Below are 14542 nucleotides of genomic sequence, written 5' to 3' on the forward strand. Positions count from 1 at the left end.
ACGCGGCCGGCGGCGCCACCGCTGGTTCGGTGGCCGTCGTTCCAGTCGCGGTAGAGGTCCTCGACCTAGTCCAGCTGGGCGATGGCACGCTCGGCGGCAACCTCGGCCGCGAAGCCGGAGGCCGAGGTGCCTGCGTAGCCTTCGAACAGGGCGAGTTCGGCGTGCTGGTACTGCCGGGCCCCCGCGACGACGCCGAACGGCTGGTGTGCGATGTGCCAGGCCAGGGTGCGGCGGAACTGCCGGGTGTTCAGTCGCCACGGCACGCATTCCTCTTCCCCTTCCTCACCCTCCGATTCGTCGTGAGCGGGCGTGCCGTTATCGGGCGCCGGTGCGGCCGCGTGAAGCGGCACGTAGGGGGTGTCCGGGGTGCTGAACAGCTCGTTGAGGTGGTCACGGAAATCGTTCAGGCGCCTGTTGACCGAGTCGAACGGGACAAGGCTGTTGCTGGTCATGCCCTTGTGGGCGAACAGGTGGGTCGGGTCGTCGTTGACGGCGGCGAGCAGCGCGACGGCCTGGTGGACGACATCGAGCACGACCCTTCGGCTTCCTCGCCGGTCAGCCCTTAGAGCTCGTAACGAGATCATGAGCAAGCCTTCGTGAGCCGCTTCGGAGGTCGATGAGAGATGGTTGACGGCAGAGAGCAGTTGGCCCAGTCTTGGTCGGCTTGGGACCGTCGAGAGGGCAACAGGCATGGCTGAGCGCGGGAACGTCTACGTCGACATGGTTGGAGACCTGTTCCACCCAGGGCACGTCGCGCTGCTGAGGGCCGCGCGGGACTTCGGGGAGCGGCTGATTGTCGGAGTGCTCTCAGATGAGGTCGTAGCCGGGTACAAGCGCAGGCCCATCATGACCCTGGCGGAGCGGGTTGCGGTGATCGAAGCGTGCCGGTACGTCGATGTGGTGCTCCCGGACGCGCCCTACCGTGTCACGAACGAGTTCCTGGAGCGGCACGGCATCGACGTGGTCGTGCATGGTGACGACCTCACGGCAGATTCGGTCGAAGAGGTCTTCGGGCCTGTGGCCGCCGCGGGAAAGTTGCAGCTTGTGCGGTACACGGCCGGCGTCTCCACGACCGACCTCATCCAACGGTGTCGCGCGGCGGCGGCTTCATGTGGGGACAAGGCGACCTCGTAGTTCCTAACGCGGATGTGATCTGGCCTTCTTGAGGCGTCTCCAACAGATGAGACTGCAGCCCAACGAGACCAAGGCATCGTGGAGTTCGAGTCGGCGTTCCCATCGGATGGCAAGACGTTTGAACTGGTGGAGCAGGGCGAAGGTCTGTTCGACGACGTAGCGGAGCTTGCCCAGACCCTTGATGTTCGGGGCGCCCTTGCGGGAGATCACGGGCAGGATCCTGCGGTGCCGCAGCTGTCGGCGTACGGCCTTGGAGTCGTACGCCTTGTCGCCCAGAACGGACTCGGGTCGCCGTCGTGGTCGGCCGGGTCTTCCGGCGACGGACGGGATGCCGTCGACCAGGTCGAGGGTCTGGGTGATGTCGTTGACGTTGGCGGCGGTCGTGATGACGTGCAGCGGAGTGCCCTTGCCGTCGCAGATCAAGTGGTGCTTGCTGCCCGTCTTCCGCCGGTCGACCGGCGACGGACCAGTCGCGGCTCCCCCTCTTTTTGCGCGGACGTGAGAGCCGTCCACGCACGCGCGGGACCAGTCGAGGTCGCCAGCGGCGTTCAGCTCGGCGAGCAGGAGCCGGTGCAGTCTCGAAGACTCCGGCTCGCTGCCAGCGGTCCAGACGCCGCCAGCAGGTCTGTCCGGATCCGAACCCCAGCTCCAGGGGCAGGAGTCGCCAGGCGATGTCGTGGAGCAGGACGTACAAGATGCCCTGCAAGCACAGCCGGTCATCCACCGGCTTCGGCCCCGGTGACCGCTTGGGCCAGGGCGGGAGGAGAGGTTCGATCCGTGCCCACAAGCCGTCGTCCACCATCCAAGGCCGAGTCGTCACACGACACGAACGGCGGAATCGTCACATCGTGCACGCTCGACCAGGGCACATCGACAAGATCCTGTTGCGAGCTCTTAGATTGCCGAGCTCGACGGCGCTGTGGGTGGGCGACAAGTCACTGTTCACAATCTCATCCCTGATGGACCGATGGCAATGGGCGGCACTCAAGCGTAGGGGCACCGGCCTATTTCGGCTGGTGCCCCTACACTGAGCCTTTTCCAACCTGGTGCGCTGGCACGCAGTTGCTCCTAGCGGAGTGACAAGGCCACTGGCGAATGGGTTTTCGACCAAGGGATTCGTCTGGGTATTACCGGCCCGCGTCGCCGAGCGGTTGTCCGGCAGAGGGGTCCATAAGGTCGGTGCGTCGAGCCCGCCACCACGGCACAAGCTGGACGACGCCGAACGCCACCTCGGCAAAGAAGAATAGCCACAGCCAGCGCGGGGCATCGTGTGCCAGCGCATACGCCTGCCACGCGGCGAAAAGCGTGCGCGCGATGCCGTCGAACAGTCCGTGCACTGGCAGCGGGTTGATGACCCGGAGGAGCGCCCAGACGACCACCACTGAACCCATCAGATTCGCGTAAAGGATCTGTATCGGGTCGAGCGCAGGCAGGGCGCCCAGCCCGAGCGCGTCACCTAGCTTCGACAGCGAGTCGTGCACCAGGGCGTAGGTCCACGGTGTGGCGAATCCGGCTGTGACCACGAGGTCGTACCAAGCACTTGTGCGTACGACGCGCAGATAGGCGGGGTGGGGAGGGGCGAAAAGACGGATCACGGCGAGGCTCCTGCTTGTCTCCTGCACGGACGCCACGACGGTAAACAGTGGAGTACTGTCCAAGGTCAAGTCCGTAGTTCAGGGAGAGCCGTGCGTATCGGGGAGCTGGCCGCGCAAGCGGGACTGACCAGGGACACCATCCGTTTCTACGAGAAGATCGGTCTCGTCACGGGGCGGCGTCTGGCCAACGGTTATCGCGACTTCCCGCCGGAGGCAGTGCCCTGGCTGCAGTACGTCCGCACCGCACAGACGCTCGGCTTCTCGCTGGCCGAGATCGCACAGACCGGCGAGGAACTGCGGAAACTGCCCGACACCGCCGAGGCGTTGTCCGCGCTGTTCGAGGAGAAGATCAAGGTTATCGATGCGCGTATGGCGCAGCTTGCCGCCCTGCGGGCCGAGCTCGAAGCACGTGTTGGCACCGGATGCCCGCTGCGGGCGGCTGGCTGAGCCGGGTGAGCATCGACAAAACAGGCCTCGCCCTCTCTCAAGGCATTTTTCCAACCTGATCGCGCCGTGGGCGAGCTGGCCAGCTGTACGACGCAACGAAGCTCCTGGTAGTTGGGGTCACGACCGAGATCACGCATGCTGGCCAGGAGCTTCGTTTGCTTGCCTTCCCGTCGTCGATCGATCTGTCCAGCCGCGCCCTGCGCTACCTGAGCGACTCGATCTTGAGCCGCGTCTCCCACGGCAGCTGCCAGCCCTTGCCGAGCGCTCCAGGTTCGCTGTTGTCGGAGGAACAGACACGGCCGACCTGCAACGGCACGCCAGGAGCCGGCACGTTGGCGTCGGTGAATGCTTCAGTGAATGCTCTAGGGACTGTCTCTCAGATGCGTCCATGAGATTGTCGTGCTCGTGATCGAGTCCTGGGTGATCAATGACGGCGGCACTGTCCCTGTGTCGTCCGAGGTAGTGCTGGAGACACTTCGGGCGAGAGTCGACAGAAGTGAGCTGGAGACATGGCTGAGCAGTTCGTCGGGACGATCGCTGGGCTTCGTGACGAACACCGTCCGGGCGATGGTGATGTTGCTCGAAGCAGAGGGCGATGCCGGCGAGCATGCCGTGAAGCCGGGAGCCGTGGGATCGAGCAAGGGGTTCGTTCTCTCCAATGGGCAGCACGACGAGTACCCGGACGAAGACACTGTGCCCATCGGTGAGGCGTTCCGGCTGGTGGAACACATTGTCAGTACGGGATCCTGGCCTGCGGACGCGTGTTGGGTAGTCGATCGCTGAGGCGGTGGCCTATCTCCGGGCCCAGATGAGGATGGTGGCGAGGTGGAGTGCGGCCTGGTAAGCGATGGCGAGTTTGTCTGTTCGCATGGCCAGGCCCCGCCATTGCTTGAGCCGGTTGATGCATCGTTCGACCGTGTTGCGCTGTTTGTACGCCTCGGCGTCGAAGGCGGGTGGCCGACCGCCGGCGCGGCCTCGCCTCAGACGGTGTCCGGCCTGGTCGGAGGGCTGGGGGATGACGGCACGGATCCCGCGTCGGCGGAGGTGACTTCGAATGGCGCGGGATGAATACGCGCGGTCTGCCAGGACGGCATCCGGTCGGGTCCTCGGTCTGCCGGGACCGCTTCGTGGAACCCGGATACTGGCCATGACGGCTTCGAAGGCCGGTGCGTCGCCCGCCTGGCCTGCGGTGACGCGGAGGGCCAGCGGGCGTGCACGGCTGTCGCTGGCAAGGTGGACTTTCGTGCTCAGGCCACCGCGGGAACGTCCGGGACCGTGATCGTCGGGTTCGGCCTGGTCCAGTGCCCCTTTTTCCTAGCTCCGGTGGCATGCTGGTGAGCCCGGCAGACAGTTGAGTCCACCGACACCGTCCAGCCGATGTCGTCACTCTCGTCGGCCGTTGTCAGGACTGCGGCAAAGATCCGCTCCCACGTTCCGTCCACGGCCCATCTGATCAGCCGTTTGTGAGCTGTTTGGAACGAGCCGAGCTCGTCCGGCAGGTCTCGCCAGGGCGAACAGGTGCGGTACTTCCAGGCGATGGCCTCGAGGGTTCGGCGATGGTCGGCCCACCGTCGGCCGCGGACCGGATCGGCCGGCATCAGCGGCTCGATCCGGTCCCACATCGCATCAGTGATCACTAGCCGGCCTACCGAAGCACGGTCCGGAGTTCCGCTTCACCAGGCCGGAGACCCCGAACCAGCGGTCACCACACGCACCGCCACGTCGAACTACGGCAAGGTCGTCACCCAGGCATGGGACCGCGTGCACCCGCGGCTGACCCACCGGACCGCCTGGCTGGACCACGAAGGCGAACTCCCACTGATCGAAGGCACGTTGGTCCGCCTGGAGGTCGAGCACCTGTCGAAAGGCCGGGCGGCTCCAGCGGTGTGGTTGTGGTCCTCCAAGACCGGTGCCACCGACGCGGACGTCGACCGGGCCTGGCAGGCCTTCCTCCGCCGGTTCGACCTGGAGCACACGTTCCGCCTGTTCAAGCAGACCCTCGGCTGGAGGAAGCCCCGGCTGCGAGAACCGGAAGCCGCCGACCGGTGGACCTGGTTGATCATCGCCGCCTACGCCCAGCTCCGGCTCGCCCGCCCACTGACCCAGGATTTGCGGCACCCGTGGGAGAAGCCAGCCACACCGAACCGGATCACCCCCCCGCCCGGGTCCGCCGGACCTTTCGGAACCCCCGCCAGCACATGCCCTGCCCCACCAGAGCGCCGAAACCCTACCGGCCCGGCCCAGGGGCCACCCGGAACGAAGGACAGAGACCGGGCACCCCGCTACGACGTGGGCAAAACCGTCCGCCGCGAGAAGACCCTTATCGCCCTACAACGGCTGAAGGGTTGAAGAACAAGCTCAGCCGAGGTGCAGCAGGTGTTGACCCCGCAGCATGCGCTGTCCGCCAAGGGCGCGCAGGCGCGGCCCTACGTCTGCTGGGTCTCGCCGCCCGAGTACGACGAGCGGAAGCGTCAGTATGACTGGGTGATACGACATTGCCCGCCGCCTATGGAGGAGGGGGCGGGACTGGAGGATGTGGCGGCGGCGGAAGGGGGCGTTGTTTCTCACGGCGGGGCAGGAGCGAGGGAAACGTAAAGCCGACAACGCCTCCTGCGACACCGCCTATTAGCGCGGACAGCAGAACGCTCCACCCGATGCCGGAGTCGAGAAGCTCCGTCGGTCCTGCCACGATGCATCCGAAGGTGCTCGTGATCAATGCGCCGCGCCAACGGCGGCGCAGGCTGGGCCAGTTTTTCCTCATAGCAGCCTTCCTCTCGTGCTGCTGAGGGCCTGCGAGGCGGAGTGCTCGCAGGCCCTCGTCCATGATGCCGCTTACCTCACAGGAAGCGTCCGAGCCAGGCTCCAGCTGGACTCGAGCCGAGCGCTCCCCACAGAGTTCCGTTCATGAAGGCATCGCTCCGGTCCTCGTTGTTTCCACCGAGCAGAGCGGATCCGATGGCCGCGCCGGATCCAGAGCTGACGCCGACCACGACTGCTCCGGCGACGATGCACCCAACGCCCGTGGAGCACACCGCGGCGACGGCTGCCACACCGATGATGCCTCCGGCGAACGCTCCGATGCCCTCCCCGATGTCCGGCCATCCGAACAGGCCAGTGGGGTCGATGATGTTGGTGGGGTCGCCGGAGGCGTAGAGGTAGGGGTTGGCCTCGAGTCCGGACGGGTCGGGCTGGGTGAAGCGGCCGAGGTTCGGGTCGTAGAAGCGGGCCTGGTAGTGGTAGAGCCCGGTCGGGTCCTGGTAGCCGCTCGCGAAGCGGTAGGGCTGGGAGACCTTCTCGTTGGCGGTGGTGACGCCGCGCGGGCTGTAGGTGTAGGTGTTGGCCTTCTCGCCGTCGGCGTTCACGACGGCTTCGATGGTGCCGAGGGAGTCCGCGAGGTAGTAGTACGTCTTGTCCTTGGTGCGGAACGAGTTGAGGGTGCCTCCTGCTTCGCGGGTGAAGTTCGTGTCCACGCCGCCTGCGGTCTGGGAGGCCAGGCCGAGCGGGCCGTGGTGGAAGGCGATGCCGCCGAACTGGGTACGCTCGGAGTTGTCCGTGCTGGCGTAGCGGCCCTTGTACGTGGTGCCGCCGTGAGTGATCGACGTCTGCTGGGAGAAGTCGCTCCACTGGCCGCCGGTACGGGTTGTCTCGGGGGTCGGGGCGGCTGCGGTCTCGTTGCCGTCCTGGTCGTAGGACCAGTTGGTCGAGGAGCCGTTCTTGCCGGTGATCTGGCTGGCGGCGTTGTAGGAGTAGGTGGAGCCGCCGGGGCAGCCGGCCGCGGTGCCCTGTGAGGTGAGGTTGCCTGCCTTGTCGTAGCAGTAGAGCCAGCTGCTGTTGGTGGTGGTGCCCTTGGTCTCCTTGGTGAAGGTCAGGCGTCCGGCTGAGTCGTAGTCGTAGGTGCGCTTGAGGCCGGTCGCCGCGTCGGTGCGCGTGCGGATCTTCGTGCCGTCCTTGGTGGTGGTGCCACTGGTGTACGTGTAGGTGTAGGCGAGGTCCATCAGGGTGCCCTTGGGCGATGTCGCCTTGATGGCCGTGGCCCGGTTGGCCTTGTCCAGGGTGATCGACTGGACGGTCCCACCCGGGTAACTGATCTTGGTGCGGCCGTCGTTGGCGTTGTACTCGTAGCCGGTCTTCTGGCCGAACGGATCGGTCAGCGACTCCAGCCGGTTGGTCTTGCTGTAGGTGTAGCGGACGGTGCCCGAGGGGTCCTTGTAGGTTTCGACGTTGCCGTCGGCCGTGTAGGTGAGCACGGTCTGGGAGCCGTCCTGCAGGGTGCGGACCGTTTCCCGGCTGAGCGGGTCGAAGTCGTACTTGGTGATGCCGGTCGCATCCGAGCGCTGCTTGAGGTTGCCGTCCGCGTCGTAGGCGTAGGTCACGGTCGCGTTGGTGCTGGAGACCTTGGTGATCCGGTCGCGGTTGTCGTAGACGTAGACGGTCTTGAGACCGCGGCCGTCGGTGACGGTCTCGGTGCGGCCCAGGCTGTCGTACGTGTACTTGGTCTCGCCGAGCGGCTTGGGCGGGATGACCTTGGACAGGTTGCCCTTGGCGTCGTAGGAGAACTTCGTCGCGTTCTGGTTGGCGTCCTTCACCTCGCAGCGCTGGCCCTCGAAGCCGCCGCAGGTGGGGGTGGCGGGGTTGTACGTGAAGGAGCGGGTGCCGCCCTCGGCGCCGGAGACCGTCTCCTTGGTGGTGTTGCCCGCGGAGTCGTAGCTGTAGCTGACCGAGACGCCGTCCGCCGTGTCGAGCTTCCCGGGCACGTCCGCGCCGGCGACGGTCTGGTAGGCGGACAGCGAGGAAGTGGCGCCGGTCGGCAGCTTCGCTGTCGTCGGGTTCGAGCGTGCGTCCCACCCGTAAGTCGTCACGTTGCCCGGTGCACCCCCGACTCCCATGGCATCGACGGCGGTTGCAACGTTCCGGTTCGCGTCATAGGTGCGGTCGCGGGAGCGCCCCAAGGCATCGGTGACCTTGGTGATCTCACCGTCGGCCGCGTACTTGTACGTCGTGGTGTCGCCAACGGGGTCGGTGACCGTCGTGGTGCCCGCGGCGTTCGGGGTGCTTGACGAGTAGTCGTAGAGGTAGGTGGGGCCGGTCTCCCCGGAACCGTCGAACGTGGTGGCCCGCTTCATGGACGTCACACGGTTGTGACTGTCGTAGGTGAAGACGGTCACCCGCCCTTCAGGCGTGGTGATCTTCGTCAGGCGGCGGTTCGAGTCATAGCCGAAGGCAGTGGCCTTGCCCTCGGTGTCGGTGGTCTCGGCAAGGTCACCGGCAGGGTTGAGGTCGTAGACCGCGGTGCGGCCGGAGTTGTCCTTTGCCTGCCACTGCGAGGCGTCGGTCTTGACCAGGTCGATCCAGCGGCCGGAGCGGGACTCGGTGAGCTTGAACCCCTTCTGCTCGCCGGCCTCGTCATGCTGGTCCACGAGCACGTGCCCGCCGTTGCGGTCGCTCACTTTCACCAGAGTGCCGACCGCGCTGTAGGTGTCCTTCATGCCCGAGGCGCGCTGGGTGAGCGTGTACTCGCCGCTGGAGGTCTTCTTCAGGTCCAGGCGGTAGCCCTCGGGGGTGGTGAAGGTGCCGTCGGCCTTCTTGGCGAAGGAGACCGAGCCGCCGGTGGCGTCGTAGAGCACCACCTTGTCGCTCTCGATCTGCAGGTAGCGCTCGTAGCCCTGCCACCAGCGCTGCGAGACCTTCCCCCAGGGGGCGTCCATCGAGTTGTACGTCCGTGACAGCTGCAGTGACTGGCTGACGCCGGCGATCTGGAAGTCGGTCGCCGCCAGCATGAGATTGCCGGTGGAGTAGTTGACGCGCGCTACCAGGGAGTCCGTCACCCGGACATCCGAGATCAGGTGCCAGGGCACCTGCCCCTGCCCCTTGGGTACCACTGCCGCAAGCGCATCCCCGGCGCGCCGCGGGTCACCGGTCGCGGCATGTGCGTGTTCCTTCTGCGCGGCCAGCCATCGGGCAACCTCTGCCGTGGGCGCCTTCGCCCGAATGGACTTTGGGGCCTCGGTCGTGCCGACTTTCACCGGCGGCATCTCGGCCTTCGCGCCGTCCTTGCCCCACGCCGAGGACGGCTTGCCCGGCCCCGGTTCGGCCGCCATCGCGGGGACTACGCCTGCTGCCAGAGCCAGGGTGACCGAGGCCGCGACGGCGCCACGCCTTGCCCGGGTGCGGGCACGTTTGCGGGACGTGCCGTTGATTCTTAAGTACACAGTTTCCCCTCGTGTTTGCCCCTATGGAGGCACGGAGAGCAGCGCGGGCGTGAAGGGGGAAGGCCGACGCCCTCAGGATGACAAGGGAGGGTGCGGGCCTAGTGCCGTGACGCTGCTCTCCGTGCCGTACTGGGCCGCACCGGGTGGGTCGAATCCCGGTGCGGTGCGCTCGTCGTCCAGCCGATCTGCGGCTCGTGGCCTGGCAGAACGTCACCCAGTGTCGTGGGACGCCACATGCCGTTGGTCTGGACCGTTCAGCGCGGCTGCCACCGTAGGCACAGCCGCCGCTGTCGGTACACCGCCAGTCGAACAAGTGGCCGAAATCGAAGGGCTAAGTGGAAGAACCGGCTGGCGAACCGGAAAGAGCACAGACCTGCGTCATCCTGTGAGGCCCCTGTGAAGAGGGTGGCGGAGCGGACCGTTCCGGGCGAAATCGGATCGGCTCAATGCGACGCCGCCCACTGGGCCGCGGATGCGCTTCTCCATGTAGTCCGGGACGCAGCGACTCGTCTATCGATCCTCGTAGATCCGCCGCCTGCGGATCACGCCGCTTGCGGCTGCGCATGAACATGAACGGACGGCAGCGCCACCCACTGACACGCGCCGAGGATTTCCCCGCTTCCCGATCTTGGGCGCCGGGCGAGGCCAGAACCAGCAGGCCCTCCGGACCAACCGGACCAACCGGACCAGGGGACCAAGACGTACGGGGACTGCCACTACAGGTCGAACTCCAGGTGCTCGATGTCCGTGAACCGGACCTCCTCCAGGCTTCCGGCGCGACGGCCGCCGTCCTGGAAGTACACCTCCTTGAGTGCCTCAGCGGCGAGCTCCTGGAGGCGCTGCTCCGTGGCGCCCCGTTCCTGGGCTTCGAAGAGGCGGGCGGCATAGCGGGGCGGCAGGGCGACGGTCAGGTGCCGGATGCGGTCCTGGTCCGTCGACCCGATCGGCGCGGTGTAGCCGAGGCGGGCGCGGGTGTCGATGACGATGCCGCCGGTGGTCGCCGCCTGCTGCCGGGCCTTGGCCCGGATCTGCGGCTGCCACCGGGCCTTGACCTCGCGCTCCAGGCGCGCGGCGAGGTCGGTGCGCGGCTTTTTGATCTGCTCCTTCACGTACCGCTCGACGGTGCGCTGGGAGATGCGCAGCATCTGGGCGACCGCCTTGGTGCCCTTGAGCTGCTTGACCAGGTATCGCATCTGCGCGGGCGCGCTCTTGGGCGCTGGGCGGGTGAACGCCTTCTGCATTGCGGCTTCCAGGCCGTCCCCGAACAGGCTCATCGTCGCCCTCTCCTACTCTCCGTTGTCGACGTCGGTGACGGTGCCGTCCTTGATGTACCGGGCGAGGTTGAGCTCGGGGGCGTCGAATCGCTCGCGGACCTCTTCGCCCCACAGGACGCTCTGGGTGCCCTCGTGCTTGACCAGGCCCGGGTTGATGCCGAGCTGGAACCCGCCCGGCAGCGGCTTGCCCTCGCGGTAGGGCAGGAAGTCCAGCGGGCTCTCGCCGTCGGCCGCGTACACCACGCAGTCGGACAGGATCGCCACCGGGTACTGCCCCGTGAACGCCGCGTGCTTGACGATCTTGCGGTGCAGGTTGATGCGCGTGCGGGAGATGACCGCCGCGCGGATGTCCGGCCGCCACGTCGGGCGGGACAGTGCGCGCCACGGCTCGCCCGGCCGCCAGCCCTCACCACGCGGGCGCTCGCGCAGCTTGCCCAGGCCGCCCTTTGTGGCTGCGTGCTCAGCGTCAGCGCGCAGGGCTCACGTATCAGCGGATGGCCGAGCGAACCAGCTACACGCACAGCGTGCTCTCGCGCGCAGCCCAGGGCAACCGGATCCCGCGTCTGCAGGTTGTCGAGGCCTACGCCAGGGTCTGTGGGGCTGATGTCGCCGAAGCCAGGAGGCTGTGGCGCCGAGCACGGCAGGCCGGTGTGCAGGCGGTTCCCGCAGTCCTCTCACCGACTGTGGTACGCCCCGAGTACGTTTCGGACTTCGCCGGGTTGCACGCGGCGATGATCAACCTGCGCCGAAGTGCTGGCGTGCCGTCACTGCGCGCACTTGCGCAGAGAGCTGGGGGGCATGGCGAGTTGCCACACAGCACGCTCCATCGCGTGGTGAGCCAGCAGGCCATCGCGTCCCGCCGCCATCTCGCGGCGTTCGTTAAAGCATGCGGGGTCAGCGGGACGGCCGTTCAGGAGTGGACCGCGGACCGCTGCCTGGGACCGCGCCTGCGGACTGCGCACGGAGCAGGCGACCGCGCTGGCTTTCAGGGCGGCTTTGCCGTGGCCGGTGTCGCCTGCAACCCCTTCCCGCGGCGCGGACACTCTGGCAGCGATGACGCGTCTGCTCGCCGCGGGTTCGCCAACGTTCAAGGGCTTTGTCGAGATGGAAAGTGCAGTTGTCAACGCGCGCTCCGGCAAGCTGTTCCCCCTGTCTGCCCTGTACTACGGCAACCGGAACCTGCTGGATGGCATGGAAGCCGATACCGCACGTCAGCTCCAGCTCGCTGATCTGTACTGGGGCGCTGTGGATGCCGTGATCCCGCAATGGGAGATGGTCCGCCGCCGTGTGCTGCACGCGGCCGAGGTCCGCAACACCTACCTGCACAGTCACGGCATTGCTCTGCACTGTCTGGGTTCGATCGGCAATGTCCTTCTCAGACAGTCGGAAAGCTTCCGCAAGTGGGCGCCGTACCTTCAGCGCCTGGGCAGTATCGACTGGGCCCGAACCAACCCGGACTGGGAGGGCCGTGCGCTTGCCGACGGACGCATCGTCAAGAGCCTTCACCACGCCGTTCTCGCGACTGAGTACCTGCGCCGACGGATGGGACTTCCGCACAGCGGTGCCCTGCAGCCGGCGCCGCACCGGACAGCGTCCCATTGTGATCACGCGAGGCTCAAGCGGTCAGTGCGCGCAGTCAAGCCAGCCGCTTCCGCGAACAGCTAACAGCCGTGATCCACCGCGTCAGTCCCAAAAACGACTAGTAGCTGGGCAGTTCAGGACCGCGCAAGGCAACCACTGTGAGGCAACATCCAGCACCAGCACAGCCAGCACATGTAAGTAACTAAAAGACAGCCCGCTGATCTTCAAGCCCGAAGGTCACCAAGGGTCTTCTCCACACGCAGTGGGAGTCTGCCCGTCGGGTACAGCAGTTCGAACCATTCCGGCCCGTCTCTCCCCCCACGCGCGGGTGCTTGCCCGGCCTGCGGAGACCTTCGTCGTAGGCGCGGGTGTCTTCGCCACACACACGTGGGGGTCTGTCCACGATGATCCTCATGCGCCTTCCCCGCGCCCGCACCTTCCTCAAGCGCGTGGCGCCTCCACGAACGGAAGAAATCAGCAGGTCAGAGCCCTGACCCTATGGACTTCTCACAATGAGAAGTCGCACACCGCGGTTCACGGCGGCGACGGGGGCGAGTCGGTGTGCGGCGGCTACGGCCACCTGCTGGCCTGGCTGCCCCTGGCGACCGCCAACCGCAACCCTGAGAAGGCCGAGTTCGTGTACGGACCGGACGGAGAGGGGCCTGTACAACAACTTCTCCACCCGACCGGTGCTCACGCTCTGAGCGCCCGAGAAGGACAGCATCCCCTCCCGCTGGGACGGCGATACAGCGGATGAGGACGCGCGGCTCGGGCCGTTCGTGCGCCGGTCTGGCCCCCGGCTATGCGCAGCTCCATCAGCACCGGCCCGGCAGCGTACTTGAGCGCATGGGTGAACAGCTCACTGACCACCAGCTGCGTCAGGTCCATCGCACGTGCGGGCACCGGCAGGCCGATGCTCGGGCTGGAGGCGGGCAAGGACGTCCACTGCCTGGTGACGTGCCTCGGCGATGCAAGTGGACAACCGGTCCGCGATCGTGGATGTGCGGCCGGGCGGCGGCCACCATTGGCGCAGCGTTATCGCCGACGGCATGGGTGAGCGGCGGCACTTCGACTTCGGGCTCAAGGGAGCGAACTCGGTGTCGGTGGAGCTGCAGCTGAGCCGCTGACCGTCCGCGTGGGGGCGGGGCCGGTTCGGGGCCTTGGCCACCCGGCCCGACCACCCGCCTGAACGCGCACGAGTCACCGCCAGGCGGTCGCCTCGGAGGCGCGAATGCAGTAGTGCCGGTACGTGCTCTTGCCGCCGGTCTTGGGGACCGCGCAGGCCGTGACCTGGAACTCGCCGTCGCCCACCCGCACCATGCTGGTGAACTTGTCGTCCCCGTACTCGATCTCCGCACTGCGCTTGGCGCCGCCGGCGGCCTCCACCGTGACCACGTCGCCGGGGTTGCCCCGCTCGATCCGCGCCCAGACCGCCTGGCACTCCTCGCTGTAGCGCAGTTGCAGAAGCGCGGGGTTGCCGCCGGCCGGCTTAAGGGTGCGCGCGTCCTCTGTGCACCCCTGGTTCTGCGGGTTCTTCCCCTCGCACGCCTCCCCCGGGCAGGTCGGGTCGTCCAGGAAATACTTCACGACATGCTCCCCGAGCGGGGACAGGACGGCTGCCGCCACGGCGCTGACAATCGCAACGGCGTAGGCCAACCGCGTCCCGGTGCTCCGCCGGCTACGACGGCCCGCGGGCGGCTCCGCATCAGGTTCGGGGGTCGGAGCGGTGTGGTCGCTGGTTCTGCTCGTCGTCACTGGAACCGCCCTTGGTGCACTGGTTGGGAGAGACAGAATCCACCTGGCGTGCCACGGGGAAAAGGCGCACATGGGAGGCACCGAATGCACGCTGGTACCGCTCCCCTGCGCCCCTTGCGCGGGCAACGACCACGCCCGCACCGGGCAACACGGTGCAACGGTCGCCCACAACGCACATTCCCGCAGGGCAGGCAGCCGCCATCGCCCTCATGACAAACGGCGAGGCTCTCTTCCCCGCCACTGGGTCATGGTGTCTCGCACCAACTTCGGCCCGCAGCAATGCACTTGGGGACACGACGGGACGCGGCCCGCTTCCACACTAAGAGTCAAGCCGAAACTCGTCAGATCACCCCGAATGGCCCCAATGACCGAATGCCGACCGAAGTTGGGTCCGGGATGCGTTCGCCCCCGCGGCTACTGTGACCGTTCGCCAAACGGTTCCGTCCGGCGCCTCCAAGCCCTTCGTCAACGGTACCGACGACACCGGCCGCGTCGGGCTTCCTCACGGAGGCCTAACGGTGCAGAACAGGACCCAGCACGACTGGTG

Annotated in this window: 12 protein-coding genes and 5 pseudogenes; 7 read left to right on the plus strand and 10 right to left on the minus strand. The window is 67.0% G+C overall.

The genetic code is table 11. The features are described from left to right. Nucleotides 1–65 precede the first annotated feature (65 nt). Nucleotides 66–533 carry a hypothetical protein gene (locus tag IGS69_RS00240; protein WP_190895806.1) on the minus strand — a complete coding sequence of 156 codons (468 nt, stop codon included), beginning with the start codon at nt 531–533 and terminating at the stop codon, nt 66–68. 157 nt (nt 534–690) lie between these two features. On the opposite strand from IGS69_RS00240, the gene IGS69_RS00245 reads away from it, so the two are divergent. Next, complete coding sequence (locus tag IGS69_RS00245; RefSeq protein ID WP_190895808.1) at nt 691–1134, plus strand: adenylyltransferase/cytidyltransferase family protein; 444 nt, start codon at nt 691–693, stop codon at nt 1132–1134. A 3-nt stretch (nt 1135–1137) separates the two neighbouring features. Here the strand turns inward: IGS69_RS00245 and IGS69_RS00250 are convergent. Both IGS69_RS00250 and IGS69_RS00255 read right to left on the minus strand, forming a co-directional pair. Then, nucleotides 1138–1936 (minus strand): IS5 family transposase gene (locus IGS69_RS00250; RefSeq protein WP_385862537.1). Its coding sequence is split into 2 segments (ribosomal slippage): nt 1138–1711 and nt 1710–1936, totalling 801 coding nucleotides; the frame shifts between segments, so codons are not numbered across the junction. 325 nt (nt 1937–2261) lie between these two features. Further along, nucleotides 2262–2729, minus strand: coding sequence for a hypothetical protein (locus IGS69_RS00255; protein ID WP_190904309.1), 468 nt, complete (start codon nt 2727–2729; stop codon nt 2262–2264). 90 nt (nt 2730–2819) lie between these two features. Here IGS69_RS00255 and IGS69_RS00260 point away from each other — a divergent pair, with 90 nt between their 5' ends. Continuing rightward, nucleotides 2820–3176 carry a MerR family transcriptional regulator gene (locus IGS69_RS00260; RefSeq protein ID WP_190895812.1) on the plus strand — a complete coding sequence of 119 codons (357 nt, stop codon included), beginning with the start codon at nt 2820–2822 and terminating at the stop codon, nt 3174–3176. Nucleotides 3177–3378: 202 nt separating this feature from the next. Here the strand turns inward: IGS69_RS00260 and IGS69_RS34435 are convergent. Next, nucleotides 3379–3522, minus strand: a pseudogene (locus IGS69_RS34435) (DUF6531 domain-containing protein); the annotation flags it as partial. A 53-nt stretch (nt 3523–3575) separates the two neighbouring features. Between IGS69_RS34435 and IGS69_RS00265 the strand changes: the two are divergent. Further along, nucleotides 3576–3959: a hypothetical protein gene (locus tag IGS69_RS00265; protein ID WP_198427712.1), complete on the plus strand. Its 384-nt coding sequence runs from the start codon at nt 3576–3578 to the stop codon at nt 3957–3959. 9 nt (nt 3960–3968) lie between these two features. Here the strand turns inward: IGS69_RS00265 and IGS69_RS00270 are convergent. Then, nucleotides 3969–4798, minus strand: a protein-coding gene (locus tag IGS69_RS00270; RefSeq protein WP_232543371.1) for an IS5 family transposase whose coding sequence is annotated in 2 segments (ribosomal slippage) — nt 3969–4486 and nt 4486–4798 — 831 coding nt in all. Because the reading frame shifts where the segments join, the coding sequence is not laid out codon by codon here. Nucleotides 4799–4824: 26 nt separating this feature from the next. On the opposite strand from IGS69_RS00270, the pseudogene IGS69_RS00275 reads away from it, so the two are divergent. Then, nucleotides 4825–5525 (plus strand): annotated as a pseudogene (locus IGS69_RS00275) (NF041680 family putative transposase); the annotation flags it as partial. A 488-nt stretch (nt 5526–6013) separates the two neighbouring features. On the opposite strand, the gene IGS69_RS00280 reads toward IGS69_RS00275, so the two are convergent. The 3 genes and pseudogenes from IGS69_RS00280 to IGS69_RS00290 all read right to left on the minus strand — a co-directional run. Then, the gene (locus IGS69_RS00280; protein WP_232543732.1) at nt 6014–9208 is read right to left on the minus strand and encodes an RHS repeat-associated core domain-containing protein; all 3195 of its coding nucleotides are present in this window, start codon (nt 9206–9208) and stop codon (nt 6014–6016) included. 893 nt (nt 9209–10101) lie between these two features. After that, nucleotides 10102–10659, minus strand: a complete 558-nt coding sequence (gene tpg / locus IGS69_RS00285) for a telomere-protecting terminal protein Tpg (RefSeq protein WP_190895816.1) — start codon at nt 10657–10659, stop codon at nt 10102–10104. Between the two features lie 12 nt (nt 10660–10671). Further along, nucleotides 10672–11115 (minus strand): annotated as a pseudogene (locus IGS69_RS00290) (telomere-associated protein Tap); the annotation flags it as partial. A 38-nt stretch (nt 11116–11153) separates the two neighbouring features. Here IGS69_RS00290 and IGS69_RS35130 point away from each other — a divergent pair. Further along, a pseudogene (locus IGS69_RS35130) lies at nt 11154–11225 on the plus strand (hypothetical protein); the annotation flags it as partial. Nucleotides 11226–11667: 442 nt separating this feature from the next. Continuing rightward, nucleotides 11668–12324: a DNA sulfur modification protein DndB gene (locus tag IGS69_RS34440; RefSeq protein WP_269783138.1), complete on the plus strand. Its 657-nt coding sequence runs from the start codon at nt 11668–11670 to the stop codon at nt 12322–12324. Between the two features lie 711 nt (nt 12325–13035). On the opposite strand, the pseudogene IGS69_RS34445 reads toward IGS69_RS34440, so the two are convergent. Continuing rightward, nucleotides 13036–13186, minus strand: a pseudogene (locus tag IGS69_RS34445) (ATP-binding protein); the annotation flags it as partial. 22 nt (nt 13187–13208) lie between these two features. Here IGS69_RS34445 and IGS69_RS00300 point away from each other — a divergent pair. Next, on the plus strand, nt 13209–13367 hold the full coding sequence (locus IGS69_RS00300; RefSeq protein WP_190895820.1) for a hypothetical protein: 159 nt from the start codon (nt 13209–13211) through the stop codon (nt 13365–13367). A gap of 73 nt (nt 13368–13440) precedes the next feature. Here IGS69_RS00300 and IGS69_RS00305 read toward each other — a convergent pair whose 3' ends face one another. Beyond that, nucleotides 13441–13866: a DUF2690 domain-containing protein gene (locus tag IGS69_RS00305; protein WP_232543373.1), complete on the minus strand. Its 426-nt coding sequence runs from the start codon at nt 13864–13866 to the stop codon at nt 13441–13443. Nucleotides 13867–14542: the final 676 nt, after the last annotated feature.

Origin of the sequence: Streptomyces tuirus, assembly GCF_014701095.1 — a bacterium.
In the GTDB taxonomy this organism is placed as follows: Bacteria; Actinomycetota; Actinomycetes; order Streptomycetales; family Streptomycetaceae; genus Streptomyces; species Streptomyces tuirus.